Below are 14,974 nucleotides of genomic sequence, written 5' to 3'. Positions count from 1 at the left end.
GCCCGGGCCTACCAGTAGAAGAAGACGCTGATGATGTGCGCGAGGAGCGCGGCGAGCAGGGCGACCGTCGCCGGCACGTGCACGAAGAGCCAGGCTTCGAGCATGGCCTTGAGCTTCATGTGGCGCCGTATCCTGTCGAGCTGTCCCTTGCGCCGCATCAGGAGGCGCTGGACGCGCTTGGCATCGCGATCGGTCGCGGGGGCGTTGTCGAACACCGCGATCGCCCGGGTCGTCGCGCAATTGGGATAGTAATTGAAGGCGCGGCGCCAGAAGCCGACCTTGAACGGGCTCTGGCCCAGCGCTTCGAGCACCAGGTCGGCCTGTTCGCGCGGCAGCGGCTGCGCGGCTTCGTTAAGCTGGCGATCGAGCGCCTTGAGGCCATCGAGCATCTGGCGCTGCGTCATCTCGCGGCGGTTGAGGCTGAGCTCGGCCGGGATGGTCGTGTAGAACCAGATGCCGACGATCCCCGAGAGGATCACCAGCATCATCAGCGCGTAAGCGAGCGTGTGAACGTTCCAGCCGAGCTGGAAGCCGGTGTGCAGCGTCGCGATGACGATCAGCGAGAGCCCGAGGTAGACATGCGCCGAGGTCCAGGCCTTGAGCGACCAGCCGCCCTCGGTGATCGCGCGCTTGCGAAAGCCCAGCAGCGAAAGCCAGACGATCAGCCCGGCGCCGATCGTGCCCAGCGTATAGCCGACCCAGGTGCCGCCGTTGGGGCGCGGCTCGACGTCGGCGAGGAAATAGGCCGCGATGCACACGAGCATCAGCAGCGAGGACAGCTTCAGCCAGCGGAAGCCGCGATGCTGGAGAAACCCTTCGTGGTCCGTGCGAAACTCACGGCCCGACTGCAGGGCGCCCGACGTCAGGTTGGTCGCCATCAGTTTTCATCCACCATGTTCGTGACCGAGAGGAATACGTCGGGCGAAACGCGGATCGCGGCGCCGGTGGGGCAGGCGCGCACGCAGCTCGGGCCGCCGTCGATCCCGGTGCACATGTCGCACTTGATCGCCTTCTTCACCTGATCGCCTTGCGCATGCTTCTTGCGCCAGAGCTTCGAAGCCTCGCCGGGCCCCGGCCCCCTGCCGAGGAACATCCACGAGAGCAGCGAGGGTTTCCTGGGCGGCCGCGCGTCCATGCGGATCACGCCATAGGGGCAATTGCGCTGGCAGTTGCCGCAGCCGATGCAGGTCTCGTCGATCGAGACTTCGCCGTCGGGCCCGCGATGGAGCGCGTTGGGCGGGCAGTCGGCCATGCAATGCGGATGCTCGCAGTGGCGGCAACTCGTCGGCACGTGGAGGTGGGCGAAGGTCAGCCCCGCCTCGCGGTCGAGCCGCGAGAGGCCGTCGTGGCTGTCGGCGCAGGCCTTTTCGCAGTTGTCGCAGCCCACGCACAGCGTCTCGTCGATCAGCAGCACGTCGGTCGCCTCGCCGATGCCCTGCGAGACGAGGAAGTCCGCCTGCTCGGAATAGAGCTGGACGATCGTCGAGAAGTTTTCCTTGCGCGATTCGATCATCTCGTTGGTGCGGCGGCGCACGTCCATTTCCTTGCGCGCCTTCTCGAACAGCGCCGGCCGGGCGGCGAGAACGCGCTGGAAGGCCTCGCCATCGAGCTCGATCACTTCGGACTTGATCGCCGCGCGCACCGTCGCCGAGCGCGGCAGGTCGTCGATCAGCGCCATCTCGCCGACGTAGGAGCCGGCGGGCAGGTAGGAGAGGAAGACCGGCTTGCCGCCGATGTTCTTCTCGACCGTCATCGAACCCGAACGGATGACGAAGATGTTCTTGCCGCGATCGCCCTCGGTGATGATCTCGGTGCCCGCCGGGATCATCTTGAACTTGGCGGTCTCCATGACTTCCTGGAGATCCTCGGCGGTCAGGCCCGAACCGAACATCTGCAGCAGTTGCCGCTCGGTCGAGATGCGCTCGATCTCGCGCTTGGCGGGCGGGACCTGGCTCATCAGCTTGAGCGCGGCGTTGCGGCTGATCTCGACGCAGATGGTCTCTTCGGCCGCGATCACGGTGGCGCTGCGGCGGCGTCCCGAGATGAGGCCGACCTCGCCGAAGATCGAGCCCTTCGCGATCGGCACGGTCTTGCCGGGGTCCTTCGAATCGATCAGCACCGAGACGCTGCCGTCGACGATCGCGAACAGTGAGGAACCCGGCGCGCTCTTCTCGAAGATCGTCTCGCCCTTGGCGTAGGCGCGCATGTCCGAATCGAGCATGAACTCGCGAAGCTGCAGCGTGCTCATCTCGTTGAGGATCGTGACGTTGGTCTTGAGGTATTCGAGCCAGTCCTCGACCGGCATCTGCCGCGGCAGGCCCGCAAAGGTCTCGACCAGCAGCGGCTCGTCGGCGGGCTTCAACTCGGTGTTGCCGTTGATGAACTCGACGACGTCGTAGCCCTGGTTCATGCAGTGCTTGATCAGCGGATAGCCCGCGAGCGCGCCGATCACGAAGATGCCCGGCGCGCTCGATTCGAAGACCGGCGAGAGCGTCGGATAGGCCTGGCGGTCGTCGCTCGTGAATTCGATGCCGCAATTCTCGACGAAGGCGCGCGGCGGGGCGGACCCGATTCGCGCAATGATCCGGTCACACCTGATCCGTTCCTCGCCGTCGCGGGTCGAGAGCGTCACCCAGCCTTCTTCGACCGCCTTGACCTCGGTCTCGTAGCGGATCGTCAGCTTGCCCTCGGCATCGTCCTCGATCAGCGCCTTGGCGTTGGGCTCCTTGGCGTTGGCGAAGCTCTCGCGCACGTTGGTGGACTTGGGCTTGCGGTTGAGGATGGTGACGACGTTGCGCTGCGCCGGGTCCTCGGCAAGTCCGCGCGCGTTCTCGATCCCCGCATCGCCCACGCCGATGACGACGATGTGTTCGTCGAGCACTTCGGTCGGATCGTCGAGCTGGTAGGTGACGTGCGGCAGGTCGCCGCCCGGCGCGGTGACGAGCGTCGGATTGCCCTGCGTGCCGATCGCCAGAATGACGGTTTCGGCGATGATCTTCTCGCCGTTGGCCAGCTCGATCTCGTAAGGCGGCTCGTGCCGCTGGATCTCGTTGACCTCGTCGGGCTTGCCGCGGCGGCGCGTGACGATCTTCTGCGTGCTTCCCGGGATCGCCGGACCGGTGCCGCGAACCGCTTTTACTTCGGCGTTGTACTTGACGTTGATCTTGAGTTCGTCGGTGCGGCTGATCCACTTTTCGAGGATCTGCTCGCGCTTGCCGGCATCGAATTCATGGTCGGAGCGCAGGATCAGCTGGTTGGGCGTCGCCATGACGTGCTTGCCCTTCTGATACTTGTAGATCGTATCGGACAAGTGATCGGTCTTCTCGAGCAGGACGTGCGGAATGCCGAGCGCAGCCGCGCGTCCCGCGGCGCTCATCCCTGCCGGACCCGAGCCGACAATCGCAATGCGAACGTGAGCTTCCACCCCTTCACCCCCGTTATCGCCCGACGAACGATTTGCATTGTCGATCGAACTTGCGCACATCCCCATGCGCAGCCGATCATCGCCCCTCGGTCTCCTCCACTAGTAATGAACGGTATTTCCTCATGACACAACACGCCGCGAAAACTTTCCGGGCCGGTAAAGTGCTTCTAGTGATCGCCGCGATGGTTGCCGCATTTGCGATTGTCTTTGCGATATCACGTAATCGTGCCGAGGAATCCGCTGAAAGCTTGGCTAACGCCCCTGCCGCGGCCGGCGACATCATCTCCGAACTCGAAGCCAAGACAGCGGCGAATCCGAACGATCCGGCGGCGTGGCAGCAGCTCGGCATGGCCTATTTCGAATCGGACCGATTCGCCGAGGCGGCCAAGTCCTACGAAAAGGCGGCGAGCATCGACCCGAAGCAGGCGGTCGTCTGGTCGGCGCTGGGCGAAGCGCGGGTCATGGCGAGCGATCGCGACCCGATGCCGGGGCCCGCCGCGGACGCCTTCGAGCGGGCAATCGCGATCGATCCCAAGGACCCGCGAGCGCGATACTTCCTGGCGGTGCGCAAGGACCTGTCGGGCGACCATGCGGGCGCGCTGGACGACTGGCTGGCGCTGCTCGAGGATACGCCCGCCGACGCGCCCTGGCGGGCCGACCTGATTCGCACCGTCGAGCAAGTCGGCAAGATCAACGCCGTCGATATCGAGAACCGCCTCGCCGAGGCCGGAGCCAAGTCTCCGCCCGCCGCCCCGCCGGTCGCGGCCCAGGCCATTCCCGGACCCTCGTCGCAGGATCTCGCCGCCGCCTCGCGCATGCGCCCGGCCGAACAGCAGCAGATGGCCGAAGGCATGGTCTCGCGGCTCGAGGACCGGCTGAAAGGCGATCCGGCGAACGTCGACGGCTGGATCATGCTGATGCGCAGCCGCATGGTGCTCGAACAGCCCGACAAGGCGGCCAAAGCGCTCGCCGACGCGGTCGCGGCCAATCCCGGCAAAGCCGACTACTTGCGCCAGCAGGCCGCGATCCTCGGAATCAAGTAATCGCGCAAGTATTGCCGCAGGACGCCCTGCCGCCGCGCCCGGCCGCGCCTCAGGTCAGCGAATCGACGATGACCTCGCGGTTCTCCCAGAGGAACAGGATGAAGGCGATGATCAGCCCGAGCCGGAAGACGTTGAAGGCATAGCCGAGGTAGCGGTACTTCTTGGCGCGCAGCACCGCGCCGTTCTGATAGACGTCGCGCAGCATCGTCATCATCACCCGGCCATCGGTTTGCGAGCGTTCCATGATCCTGTCGATCCACTCGTCCTGCGACAGCGACGTGTAGGTCCCGAAGAACAGCAGATTGGCACCGGCCGCGTGGGGGTCGGCGGTGCGGATCGAGGTCTTGGGCACCACCGCGACGATCGCGAGCAGCGCCGAGACGAACGCGGTCAGCGCCAGCACCAGCAGCGCGACGCTGTACTGCCCCGCCCCGGCCTGGCCGACCGCGAGGGTGAAAGCGAGGAAGTTGGCGCCCAGCAGGATATTGGCCTTCTGGTCGGCCATCTGGCTGAGCGCCATGTGATTGGTCATCGCCGTGCGCGCCATGTGGATGGCGTGAACGCTGACCGTCATGTCGTCGTACTTGAAGTCCTCGGCGGCCGCGCTCTCGATCGTGCCACTTTCCGCTTCGCGTCCCGCCATCGCGTATCCTGCCTTACACCACTCCGAACGCCAGCATCGCGTCGGCCACCTTCTTGAAGCCGGCGATATTGGCGCCCTTCACGTAATCGACGTAGCCGCCGCCCTGTTCCCCGTAAGTGAGGCAGCGCGCGTGAATGCCCGCCATGATGTCCTTGAGCATCTGCTGCAGCTCCGCCTCGCTCCACGAGCGCCGTTCGGAGTTCTGGCTCATCTCGAGGCCCGAAACGGCGACGCCGCCTGCGTTCGCCGCCTTGCCCGGCGCGAACATGATCTTGGCGTCCTTGAAGACGTGCACCGCCTCCAGGTCCGAGGGCATGTTCGCCCCCTCCGAGACGGCGACGCAACCGTTGGCGACGAGCGTGCGGGCATCCGCGCCGAGCAGCTCGTTCTGCGTGGCGCAGGGCAGCGCCACGTCGCAGGGCACGCCCCAGGGGGTCTTGCCCTCGTGGTAGGACGCGCCCGTGAACTCGTCGCAGTACTCGCTGATGCGGCCGCGGCGGTGCGTCTTGTGCGCCTTGACCCAATTGATCTTCTCGAGCGTCAGGCCCTCGGGATCGTGGATGAAGCCGCCCGAATCGGAAAGCGTCACCGGCTTGCCGCCCAGGTGGACGATCTTCTCGGCGGCATGCGTCGCGACGTTGCCCGATCCCGAGATGACGGCGGTCTTGCCGCCGAGATCGGCGCCCTTGACCGCGAGCATGTCGGCGAGGAAGTAGACCGCGCCGTAGCCGGTCGCCTCGGGACGGATCAGCGAGCCGCCGAACTCGAGCCCCTTGCCGGTGAGCACGCCGGTGAACTGGTTGGTGATGCGCTTGTACTGGCCGAACATGTAGCCGATCTCGCGTCCGCCCACGCCGATGTCGCCCGCCGGCACGTCGATGTCGGCGCCGATGTGGCGGTAAAGCTCGGTCATGAACGACTGGCAGAAGCGCATGATCTCGCGCACGCTCTTGCCCTTGGGGTTGAAGTTCGAGCCGCCCTTGCCGCCGCCCATCGGCAGGCCGGTGAGCGCGTTCTTGAAGGTCTGCTCGAAGGCGAGGAACTTGAGCACGCTCTCGTTCACGCTCGGATGGAAGCGGATGCCGCCCTTGTAGGGGCCGATCGCGTTGTTGTTCTGCACGCGGTAGCCGCGCTGGACGCGGATGTTGCCGTTGTCGTCCTCCCAGCAAACGCGGAACGAGACCACGCGGTCGGGCTCGGCGATGCGCCGCAGGATCTGCTGCGCGTGATATTCTTCCTTGTCCTCGATGAAGTCGAAGATGTCTTCCGCGACTTCCTGCACGGCCTGAACGAATTCGGGCTGGTGGGGATTGCGGCGTTTCACGCCTTCCATGAAACCGTTGAAATCGACGTGGTCCGAAACTGCCATCTGACTTCCCCCTATCAAGCGCCGGTTTATGTATTTGTCCGGCTGACTACCCCCGCATTTCCCGCAATGCCCCTCGCGCGCGCCTCAGCCGGCGGAAACGGCCTGGATGCCCGAAACGATCGCCCCGGCACCGAAGAGAATGAACACGCCGATGATCACGGTCGCGCCGAAGCGCCAGTTCAGCCGTCCGGTCAGCATCATGAAGCCGACGGCGGCCACGGCCATCACCGCCACCGCCGTGGCGACATTGCCCAGCAACGTGCCCTGCAGCCAGCCGAGCGCGGCGACGATCGGGCCGCTGCCCGCCGGATCGGCGGCCTGCGCCAGCGCCGGGCGCACCGAAACGAGGAGCAGCCCCAGGGCCGCCGCGATGCGCGCCGCGAGCCTCACCGGCGCACCGGCTCGGCGAGCCGCGACATGATCGCCGCGACGTAGAGCTGGGTCTCGCGGATCGCCGGAACGCCGCCGGCGCGCGCGACGCGCGCGGGCCCGGCGTTGTAGGCGGCGAGCGCCTTTTCGATGTCGCTGCCGAACGTGTCGAGCTGCATGCGCAGGTAGCGCGCGCCGCCTTCGAGATTGGCGAGCGGATCGTTGGCATCGACGCCGAGTTCGCGCGCCGTGACGGGCATGAGCTGCGCCAGCCCGCGCGCGCCGGCCGGCGAGACCGCGCGCTCGTTCCAGCGGCTTTCCTGCCAGACCACCGCCTCGAGCAGCGTCGGGCTGATGTCGTATTTCTTCGCCATCGCCGCGACCTGCTCGCGCCAGCGGTCCGGACCGGCGGCGTCATGGGCCTCGGTGAGCGATTGCGGATGGACGGCGGTATCGTCGAGCATTCCGGCGGCCGCCAGTTCCTCGGGCGTCAGCACGCTCGCTGCGCCCTGTTCCCGCGCGGGGCCGCCCGCGACCCAGGCATAACCGCCCGCGTTCACTTCGAGAACGTCGGCGCGCGCGACCGCGCCTGCGCCCAGCCCGCCCGCGCAGAGCAGGACCGCGCCAAGCGATCTGGCCAGAACCGATCTGGCAAATGCCGCCGTGTCGAACACCGAATCGTCCCTCTTTCCCCGAACGTTCGAGCCGCCACTATCCCATTTGCGAGCAAACTGCCAAGGCGTTGCTTTTACATGCGCATTACTTGGCGCTCGACACGCCCGGATTTGCCCGCAACGCGGCGGTGCGGCGCTTCGATCCGGTATTGCGACGATGGTGCTGCTGGGGAGGATTGAACTCCCGACCTCACCCTTACCAAGGGTGGAAAATCCCACATCTGGGCACAACGGCGGATAATGGAATCACCGGAATTCGGCGGTTTCGTGTCCACAGTTGTTCCGATGCATCCCCTGATGTATTCCATACGCATTCCATACGGAACGGAAAGGCGGCTGGAAGTGGCAACGGAACCGGGCAAGGCGAGCAAGCGGAAGCGGCACAAGGCTGTGGACCTGAGCAAGGTTGGCGAGCGCAACGAACTAAGGGCGCGACGTGAGCCGTTCTGGCAGCGGTTGCGCACCGGATGCTTTCTCGGGTTTCGTCCTTCAAAGCGCGGCGGCAAGGGAACGTGGATCGCCCGCGCCTATGACGAGGATGCTGGCAGGTATCATGTGAAGTCGCTTGGCGACTTTGGCACGCTCGCAGGCAATGAAATGTTCGCCGCTGCCAAAAGGGAAGCGGAGAATCTGGCGGAACTGGTCGAAGCGGGGGGCGAGGTTCGCCGCAAGGTCGAAACGGTTTCCGATGCCTGCCGGGAATACCTCAAGACCCATCCCGGCAAGATTGCCGAGGGCGTTTTCAACCGGCACATCTACGGTGATCCGATTGCAAAGGTGAAGCTCGACAAGTTGCGTCGCCACCATTTGCGCGACTGGCGCAAGCGGCTGGAAGATGCCCCGGCCATTGTCAGCCGGAGTCGCAAGGGCGAGGTCCGAACACGGAAGCGCGCGCAGTCCACCGTCAACCGCGACATGGCGCCCTTTAGAGCGGCGCTGAACAAGGTGCTGGCCCCCGGCGCGCCAAACAGCGAGGCCGCCTGGCAAGAGGCCCTCAGGCCCTTCGAGAATGCCGACCGGCGGCGCCTGCTATATCTCGACAAGACGCAGCGGCGCACGTTGGTGGCGCACGTTGCCGACGATGCGCGTCCGTTTGTCCGGGCGCTGTGCCTGTTGCCGCTTCGCCCCGGTGCAATGGCTGCACTTGCGGCGGGCGATTACGATAAGCGCACCGCCGAACTGACTATCGGGAAGGACAAGGCAGGCGGCAAGCGCCGCATTTTGTTGCCGACCGAGGCAGCGGCACTGTTTGCCCAACAGACGAAAGGCAAGCTGCCAGCCGCATCCATGTTCATGCGCGCCAACGGCAAGCCTTGGGATCGAAACACATGGGGCGATGCCATCGAGGATGCGGCGAAGGCGGCGAAGCTACCAAAGGGCACCACCGCCTACACCTTGCGTCACAGCACCATCACCGACCTTGTGAGCGCGGGCCTGCCATTGCTCACCATCGCCCAGATTTCAGGCACCAGCGCCGAAATGATCGAACGGCATTACGGCCACCTTGCCAGCGATGCAGCGGTCAAGGCACTCGGGGAGCTGGCCCTATGAGCCAGCCGCACCCCTACCGTGAAAATGACCCTACCGGGGAAGAGGAAAGCGACGACCTCAAGGCCATCCGCCGAGACATGGAGATAGACCGCCTGCTGCGCGAGATGAGCCAGCGACTCGATCCAGATGGCGGCAGGTTTCGTCGCGAATTAGAGCAGGTGGCGGAGGCCGCGCAAAACTGGGGCGCAGCAACATTCAAGCAGAGGTTTCGGGCGCTCCGAGTCGTCGTGAGCCGCTTGGGCCGGGAAGAAGCCCGCCTGCTAGCGTTGATGGCAGCGCCCAAGTCCAAGCAATCTTGGATTCTGAGTGTTCGGCATCGCAAGGACTCCGAAAAGTCAGATGGCGGAAAGCGTGACCGGGAGCGAGAGCGCGAGGATCTTGCCCAGAGAGTAGGCGAGGAAGTCTATCAGCGAATGGCCGCTGGCCAGCCCAAGGACGACGCAATCGCAGCGGTGAAGGAAGACTACCGGACGGGTGTGCCATATCCCCAGATTGGAGACTTCCCTGCCATCAATCGGCCACGGCTCAATCTTCCCGACGTTGAAGGAGTCAAAAAGCTGCTAAGCATATTTCGCCGCAATGCTCGAAAGCGCGGTTATGTTAATCCTAATGCTCCGTACCGTGGTTCTTCAGTCGTTCGCGAGCCTGACCTGAAAGTCAGCGACATTCCTAAGCGAGGCCGCCCCCGGAAAAAATAGGCCGCCAGCCGCGTCTATGCTTTCCATTTTTCGGTTTCTGGGTTCGCGGCATCCCCTGCCATGCCCTGAAGCATGGCGGCATTTCGTTCCGTCTCTGCATGGGCATGGAACCAACAATGACCGAACTCTTGACCGTTGCGGAATTCAAAGACCGCTACAAAATCAGCCATAGCGCCTTTTATCGCGAGGTGGCCGCCAATCGCATCCCCATCAGGAAAATCGGTCGGGCAACGCGCGTTTCGCTCGCCGACGCCGAAGCATGGGCTGCCAGCCTGCCGACGCACGGCGGGGAGGCGTCCAATGGCTAATGACCTGTTTGATGATGCCCCCAGCGCCGTTGCAGCGGCGCTGGGGGCCATTGCCTTGGGACGAGAAGCCACCGGGCAGATGGGAGGTTACCATGGGTAGCAATCCCTGCAAGCGACTTGTCGAGAAGGCCATCGGACCGGACGGCGAGCCTTTCACCGTGACGGGCCAGACAGCCCGGACGCTTGTCGCACTGGTCGAAGCCGGGGAGGCCGGCGTGACGGCGCTGGAAATTGCCTCCTGGGCCTTCCGCCTCTCCCACTACATCATGGTCCTGCGCCACAGGCACCGGCTGGCAATCCCGATGATCTGGGAAGCTCACGAAGGTGGCAATCATGGGCGTTACGTCCTGCGCTCGACCGTGACCATCATCGAAATCATTTCGAGCTGACAGACGGGACCGTGGCGGGGCGGCTGGCAACAGTCGCCCCGTTTTCGTTCGCCGAACCAATCTCGCTGCCGGGAGTGACTTGCCGTGGGCAGGCGACGCAGAAACAAACCGAATCAGACGGGCCGCAACCCCACCTCGCGCTTTGCCCGGCTGGACCACAGCCTCTTGAACTCGCCAGCCTATCGCGCGCTCAGCCTTGCGGCCCGCGCGCTGTTGGTCGAGTTGACGATGCTCGAGAATGGCGAGAACAACGGGAGCCTCTATCTCAGCATCCGCGATGCAGCGGGCCGCCTCGGCATGTCCGATCTGTCCGCCATCAGCAGCGCATTCAACGAATTGCAGGACCTCGGCTTCATTGAGGTGACCGAGGAAGCTTCGTTTCACGTGAAGGCCGCTGACAAGTCCCGCGCCCGATGCTGGCGATTGACTTGGCTGGCTGGTCCCGGTCGCAAAGGGCCGACGATGGCGTTTATGGAATGCCAGCCGGAGCCCGGCACAAAAGCGCACACGAGGATGGAACGCGGATTGCGGGCATTGAAGGCTTATCGCAAGGACCGCGACTCAGGCCGTTTGCCGGTGGTGGATTCCGATACGCTGGACGAAAACTGACGGAACTATCGGTAATCCCGGTATTGGAAACCGACACGCCGAATGCCGGAAATGGCAGAATTCCGCCAATCAGCATCGTATCGGATTCCGACGCACATATAGCTGCTACCATGGGTAGTGCTCCAATCTCGCTTGTTGACTATCGAAGCTCGTCGGAAAGCCTCTGCAAGCGTGCGAAACGACTCCATGTTCTAGCGGGAGCAACCCAGCCTAATCCTTCACTGGTTTGCGTTGGTAGCGCTCAGTGGCAGCTCAATGCCCTGCATAATGCGGTCGGTTTCAGCGAGGATCTTGATGATCTTCTGATAGTGGCGAATGTCATCCCATGACAGGGCGCGGCCCTTGCGGTCTTTGAGCCATTTCTGAGCAGGCTCGTAGCCGCCAATGGGGAAATCCCATGCGATGGCGGGGACGCCTGTGAAACCCTGATCCTTGTTGATCCAGACCTTGCCGCTTTCGAAGCGGAGTTTGTCGACAATGCCGTCGCCTTCGCCTTCGAAGGGGAACTTGGCATCACCAATGGCCGCGTCTTCCATTAGGTGAAGGCGGCGAAGTGATTCGCCTTGCTCGCTCACTTTGCGGAAGATTTTGGGCGATGGCGGGAAGGGGACGCGCGGGAAATCGATTTTCAGCAACTCGGCATAGGTTTCGCGATAGGCCGGGCAATGCAGCACGCCATAGATGTAGTCGAACACCTTAACCTCATCGGGGCGAGCATCGCTTGTTGCGAAGCGAAAGGCGTCGGTGCCGTCTGGCGCGACTGGCGATCCAGTCAGGCCAGCCGACTTCCGGATTTTCGCGTATAGTTTGGGGTCGAAATTGACGCGGACGGTTTGGTCCAGCGTGCCGTCGTCTGGGTAGAGTAAGAGGGGGCAGAAATAACCGCGCTCCTTTGACCGATTTGATACATAGCTGTCGTCTCCGATCAAATCGGCTATGAATGCGTTTGCCCAACTTTCACCAACTCCTTGCCTGCAAATGGCAATAGCGATGTTCGGTTGACCGAGCAGGTTTCGCATTACCTTTTCTCGCCAGCGCCAGAGCAACTTGTTGTCGAAGTAGGTCCTTCGGGCATCAAACGGTCGATATGCGATGGTCGTCACCCGCGACGGATCAAATTCCAAGTCCGCGCGATTCCCCACAACCCAATCGGCGTAGTTCTTGCCGAGTCCATAGCGGGCCTTGAGCTCAGCGGCGGTGCAGCCCGAGTGCAGCAGATATTCAATATTCGCTCGCAGGGCCGCATCGGTGTCTGCGATAATGAAGCTGTCGCCCATAGAAACGATGCCCGTTACGTTGGCAGGCATTAACTCTGCTACTGAAAAGCCCTTCGCGTATTCACCTTCCAGTTCATAGTCGCGCGGCACAAAAGGATAGGCAGGGGCCTTAGACGGAAGCTCGGCTGGCATGAGGCTCTCTGGTGCGCCATCCCAGAGTGTGGCGTATTTGGCCTCGCGACTGCCCCACAGTTCGCCGTGGCGAACCTTCGCCAGCGGCTTGTCTTCTTTGGCCTTGCGCCGTTTTTTGACCGCTAAAACGATGGCGACACCTTGCTTGATGTCGAACACGTTCCTGTCCGGCGAACCGTCTGGGCTGACTTGCTGTTTGTTCGAATTGCCATGGAGGTCCAGCACATGGATGCTGTCGAATGTCTGCATCAGGTGCCAGCGCATCCCGCGAAAGGTCGGATTGTCGAGATAGCCGTGATTGGTGATGAATCCCAACACGCCCTCTCCATTCTTTTCGATCATGTGTTCAGCGAAGCGGATGAACTTCACATAGTCGTCTTGCAGCCAGTGCTTGCGCTCTCCGAAGTGAACGCCATCAACGTATTTGTAATCTTCGATCTTGCCAGTGATCCACGCGCCGTTGTTTTGGCTGATGCCCGAATAAGGCGGATTGCCAATGACGACCATGATTGGCGTCTGTCGCTTGATGTCGCTGGCGGCCTTGGCTTCCTCTGCGATGGCGCGCGAGAGGCCGAAAAGCGTTTGATCTACTCGCTCGCCTTCTTCCAACGAATTGGTGAGATAGACCCCCAGACGGGGAGGCTTGGCGGTCGGCTTGTAGCCTAGCCCGGTCAAGATCATGTCGAGCTTCATGTGGCACATCGCGTAGCTCGCCATGAGCAATTCGAAGCCATGGATGCGCGGGATCAAGTTTTCTTCGACGTAGTTCGACCAGTTGCCAGGTGCGTGTCCCTTGATCCGCTCGGCAATCAGCTTGATCGCCTCTGCCAGAAAGGTTCCAGTGCCAGTCGCAGGGTCGAGAATCTGGACGCGATGCACCTCCTTCTTGATGGTCGCAGGCTTGCCCTTCTTGTCCGTTTGGCCTGTGTCCCAATCAATCGAAATGCGGCTGGTATCGGCAAGCCCGTCCGCCAGACCAAACTCAGATTTCAGCACTTCGTCGACCGCACGAACGATGAAATTCACGACCGGCTCAGGCGTGTACCAAACGCCTCGCGCCTTGCGCTTGGCCGGATTGTATTCGGCCAGGAACACTTCGTAGAAATGCAGGAACGGGTCTTGCCTCGCCGTCACCTTGCCGAAGTGGCGAAGCACTTGTTCCATGTTCGTGGCGCAGAAGACGTTGCATAGTTCATCGATCACGCGGCGCAGGCGCTCGTCCAGATTTGGCCCGGCGATGTAGATGAAAAGTTCGCGCAGGAACGGGTTGGATTTGGGCAAGAGGTCCAGCGCTTCGCCTCGCGTGAACGTGGCAGGCGTCTCATCATGCAAGCGCGCTGCGAACAATCCGTAAGCAATGGTCTCGGCATAGATGTCGGCAAACTCGTCAACCGTGATGTCGTGGATCAGGTTTGCCTTGAACGCCTCATACTGGCCGATCAGGTCGGTAGCTGGCTGACCTCCCTCCTTTGCCTTCATATCGGCCACCAGAGCGCGGCCCATGATGTCTTTGATGATGGCAGCCTTGCCCGCCATCATTTCCGCCAACCGCTTGGATGACGTGATGCTGAGCGGCGTAACGTGAGCAAAATCGCGCAGCCGGTTTTCCAGGAGCACAAAGCTGTCCGGCCTTGCGGGCATGGTCGGGATCAGGTCGGCAATGGTGATGAAATCCACCGCCTCGCCATCACGAATGAACTCGAAGTCCAGTCCATTGGTATAGATCAGATTGGGCAGGCCCTTGCGGTATCGTTCTTTCTGGCCCTTGCTGTAGTCATTAGCAGCGAACTTGCGGACATCTTTGCCGATGTCCTTGGCCTCGCACCAGCCGATGGCAACTTCCACGCGCTGAAAGACAAAGTCCGGCGCGCCGACATCGGTAATATGCTTTGGCTCATTGATTACGGTAATGGCCGGATCGATCGATGCGAACAGCTTCGCCAACGCAGGGCGGAAACTATGTTCGGTTGTCTGGCCACTGGCATAGAGCGCGCGAATTTCAGATAGATAACCTTGAACGTCCATTTGCGCTTGCGCCCTCCTGCCTTCGCGAGACTTAGCGACAACCAGATAGAGCGCCAAGCATCTTGGGCTCGCAGGATGAAGGTTGCTTACGCTCCGCTGGAAGGCATGACGTTGAGCTCTATGAATCGCGAGTCAGGTCACGCCGGTATACGCGTCGCAATTTGGGAAAAATTTGGCAGGCACACCGTACCCAGCGATTTCGGGATGCAAGGCTCCCTAATCCTTGAAGAATAGTGGTTTGGGCGAAAGTCACCCGCCGACGAGTTGAGCGGGTTTGCACCGATCCGCAGCCAACTCATCGTGCGACAAGGTCCTGAAATGGCGATGAAAATCCGCCAATGTCCGCGAGTTGTCTGCGGTCTACACAATTCGCCCGCCTAAGAGTCTGATTCAAAATTATCTGGCGTAATTTCATGGCCTTGCGGTGCGGCGAACGAAGAGCTGGATCGAGGCGATGAAGAGC

At 62.5% G+C, this 14,974-nt stretch carries 13 protein-coding genes and 1 tRNA gene; 6 read left to right on the top strand and 8 right to left on the bottom strand.

All coding sequences use genetic code 11. The features are described from left to right. Window positions 1–8: 8 nt before the first annotated feature. Together B2G71_RS20875 and B2G71_RS20870 are read right to left on the bottom strand one after the other, a co-directional pair. Entirely contained in the window at window positions 9–878 is an 870-nt protein-coding gene (locus tag B2G71_RS20875) for a hypothetical protein (RefSeq protein ID WP_098108597.1), read from the bottom strand. Continuing rightward, window positions 878–3,484, bottom strand: coding sequence for a cyclic nucleotide-binding domain-containing protein (locus tag B2G71_RS20870; protein WP_098108596.1), 2,607 nt, complete (start codon window positions 3,482–3,484; stop codon window positions 878–880). The genes B2G71_RS20875 and B2G71_RS20870 overlap by 1 nt, the downstream gene beginning before the upstream one ends. 188 nt (window positions 3,485–3,672) lie before the next feature. On the opposite strand from B2G71_RS20870, the gene B2G71_RS20865 reads away from it, so the two are divergent. Further along, the gene (locus tag B2G71_RS20865; RefSeq protein WP_240530265.1) at window positions 3,673–4,467 is read left to right on the top strand and encodes a tetratricopeptide repeat protein; all 795 of its coding nucleotides are present in this window, start codon (window positions 3,673–3,675) and stop codon (window positions 4,465–4,467) included. Between the two features lie 49 nt (window positions 4,468–4,516). Here B2G71_RS20865 and B2G71_RS20860 read toward each other — a convergent pair whose 3' ends face one another. The 5 genes from B2G71_RS20860 to B2G71_RS20840 all read right to left on the bottom strand — a co-directional run bounded on the left by B2G71_RS20860 (window position 4,517) and on the right by B2G71_RS20840 (window position 7,757). Then, entirely contained in the window at window positions 4,517–5,110 is a 594-nt protein-coding gene (locus B2G71_RS20860) for a Pycsar system effector family protein (RefSeq protein WP_240530264.1), read from the bottom strand. A gap of 13 nt (window positions 5,111–5,123) precedes the next feature. Next, window positions 5,124–6,479 carry an NADP-specific glutamate dehydrogenase gene (gene gdhA, locus B2G71_RS20855; protein WP_098108594.1) on the bottom strand — a complete coding sequence of 452 codons (1,356 nt, stop codon included), beginning with the start codon at window positions 6,477–6,479 and terminating at the stop codon, window positions 5,124–5,126. 84 nt (window positions 6,480–6,563) lie between these two features. Beyond that, the gene (locus B2G71_RS20850) at window positions 6,564–6,851 is read right to left on the bottom strand and encodes a TrbC/VirB2 family protein (protein WP_240530271.1); all 288 of its coding nucleotides are present in this window, start codon (window positions 6,849–6,851) and stop codon (window positions 6,564–6,566) included. Between the two features lie 14 nt (window positions 6,852–6,865). Then, a complete protein-coding gene (locus B2G71_RS20845) occupies window positions 6,866–7,489 on the bottom strand; it encodes a lytic transglycosylase domain-containing protein (RefSeq protein ID WP_098108638.1) in 624 nt (207 codons plus the stop codon). 191 nt (window positions 7,490–7,680) lie between these two features. Then, window positions 7,681–7,757 (bottom strand) — tRNA-Leu (locus tag B2G71_RS20840). A 5-nt stretch (window positions 7,758–7,762) separates the two neighbouring features. On the opposite strand from B2G71_RS20840, the gene B2G71_RS20835 reads away from it, so the two are divergent. From B2G71_RS20835 to B2G71_RS20815, 5 genes are all read left to right on the top strand, one after another. Continuing rightward, complete coding sequence (locus tag B2G71_RS20835; RefSeq protein WP_240530263.1) at window positions 7,763–9,073, top strand: tyrosine-type recombinase/integrase; 1,311 nt, start codon at window positions 7,763–7,765, stop codon at window positions 9,071–9,073. Then, window positions 9,070–9,771, top strand: coding sequence for a hypothetical protein (locus B2G71_RS20830; RefSeq protein WP_098108592.1), 702 nt, complete (start codon window positions 9,070–9,072; stop codon window positions 9,769–9,771). Before B2G71_RS20835 ends, B2G71_RS20830 begins: the two co-directional genes overlap by 4 nt. Window positions 9,772–9,887: 116 nt before the next feature. Then, complete coding sequence (locus tag B2G71_RS20825) at window positions 9,888–10,079, top strand: helix-turn-helix domain-containing protein (RefSeq protein ID WP_098108591.1); 192 nt, start codon at window positions 9,888–9,890, stop codon at window positions 10,077–10,079. 92 nt (window positions 10,080–10,171) lie between these two features. Further along, window positions 10,172–10,468, top strand: a complete 297-nt coding sequence (locus B2G71_RS20820; RefSeq protein ID WP_098108590.1) for a hypothetical protein — start codon at window positions 10,172–10,174, stop codon at window positions 10,466–10,468. 84 nt (window positions 10,469–10,552) lie between these two features. Further along, window positions 10,553–11,077, top strand: coding sequence for a hypothetical protein (locus tag B2G71_RS20815; RefSeq protein ID WP_141521649.1), 525 nt, complete (start codon window positions 10,553–10,555; stop codon window positions 11,075–11,077). Between the two features lie 218 nt (window positions 11,078–11,295). Here the strand turns inward: B2G71_RS20815 and B2G71_RS20810 are convergent, their stop codons facing one another. Further along, a complete protein-coding gene (locus B2G71_RS20810) occupies window positions 11,296–14,568 on the bottom strand; it encodes a type ISP restriction/modification enzyme (protein ID WP_206049473.1) in 3,273 nt (1,090 codons plus the stop codon). Window positions 14,569–14,974: the final 406 nt, after the last annotated feature.

The sequence above is a fragment of the Novosphingobium sp. PC22D genome (assembly GCF_002556635.1).
Lineage (GTDB): Bacteria > Pseudomonadota > Alphaproteobacteria > Sphingomonadales > Sphingomonadaceae > Novosphingobium.
This window is presented reverse-complemented; position numbering and strand designations above follow the sequence as displayed.

Bases quoted from the DNA above. Each gene is read 5' to 3' on its own strand.
- B2G71_RS20875 (WP_098108597.1), bottom strand. From the start codon at position 878: ATGGCGACCAACCTGACGTCGGGCGCCCTGCAGTCGGGCCGTGAGTTT.
- B2G71_RS20870 (WP_098108596.1), bottom strand. From the start codon at position 3,484: ATGTGCGCAAGTTCGATCGACAATGCAAATCGTTCGTCGGGCGATAAC.
- B2G71_RS20860 (WP_240530264.1), bottom strand. From the start codon at position 5,110: ATGGCGGGACGCGAAGCGGAAAGTGGCACGATCGAGAGCGCGGCCGCC.
- gdhA (WP_098108594.1), bottom strand. From the start codon at position 6,479: ATGGCAGTTTCGGACCACGTCGATTTCAACGGTTTCATGGAAGGCGTG.
- B2G71_RS20835 (WP_240530263.1), top strand. From the start codon at position 7,763: ATGGAATCACCGGAATTCGGCGGTTTCGTGTCCACAGTTGTTCCGATG.
- B2G71_RS20830 (WP_098108592.1), top strand. From the start codon at position 9,070: ATGAGCCAGCCGCACCCCTACCGTGAAAATGACCCTACCGGGGAAGAG.
- B2G71_RS20825 (WP_098108591.1), top strand. From the start codon at position 9,888: ATGACCGAACTCTTGACCGTTGCGGAATTCAAAGACCGCTACAAAATC.
- B2G71_RS20820 (WP_098108590.1), top strand. From the start codon at position 10,172: ATGGGTAGCAATCCCTGCAAGCGACTTGTCGAGAAGGCCATCGGACCG.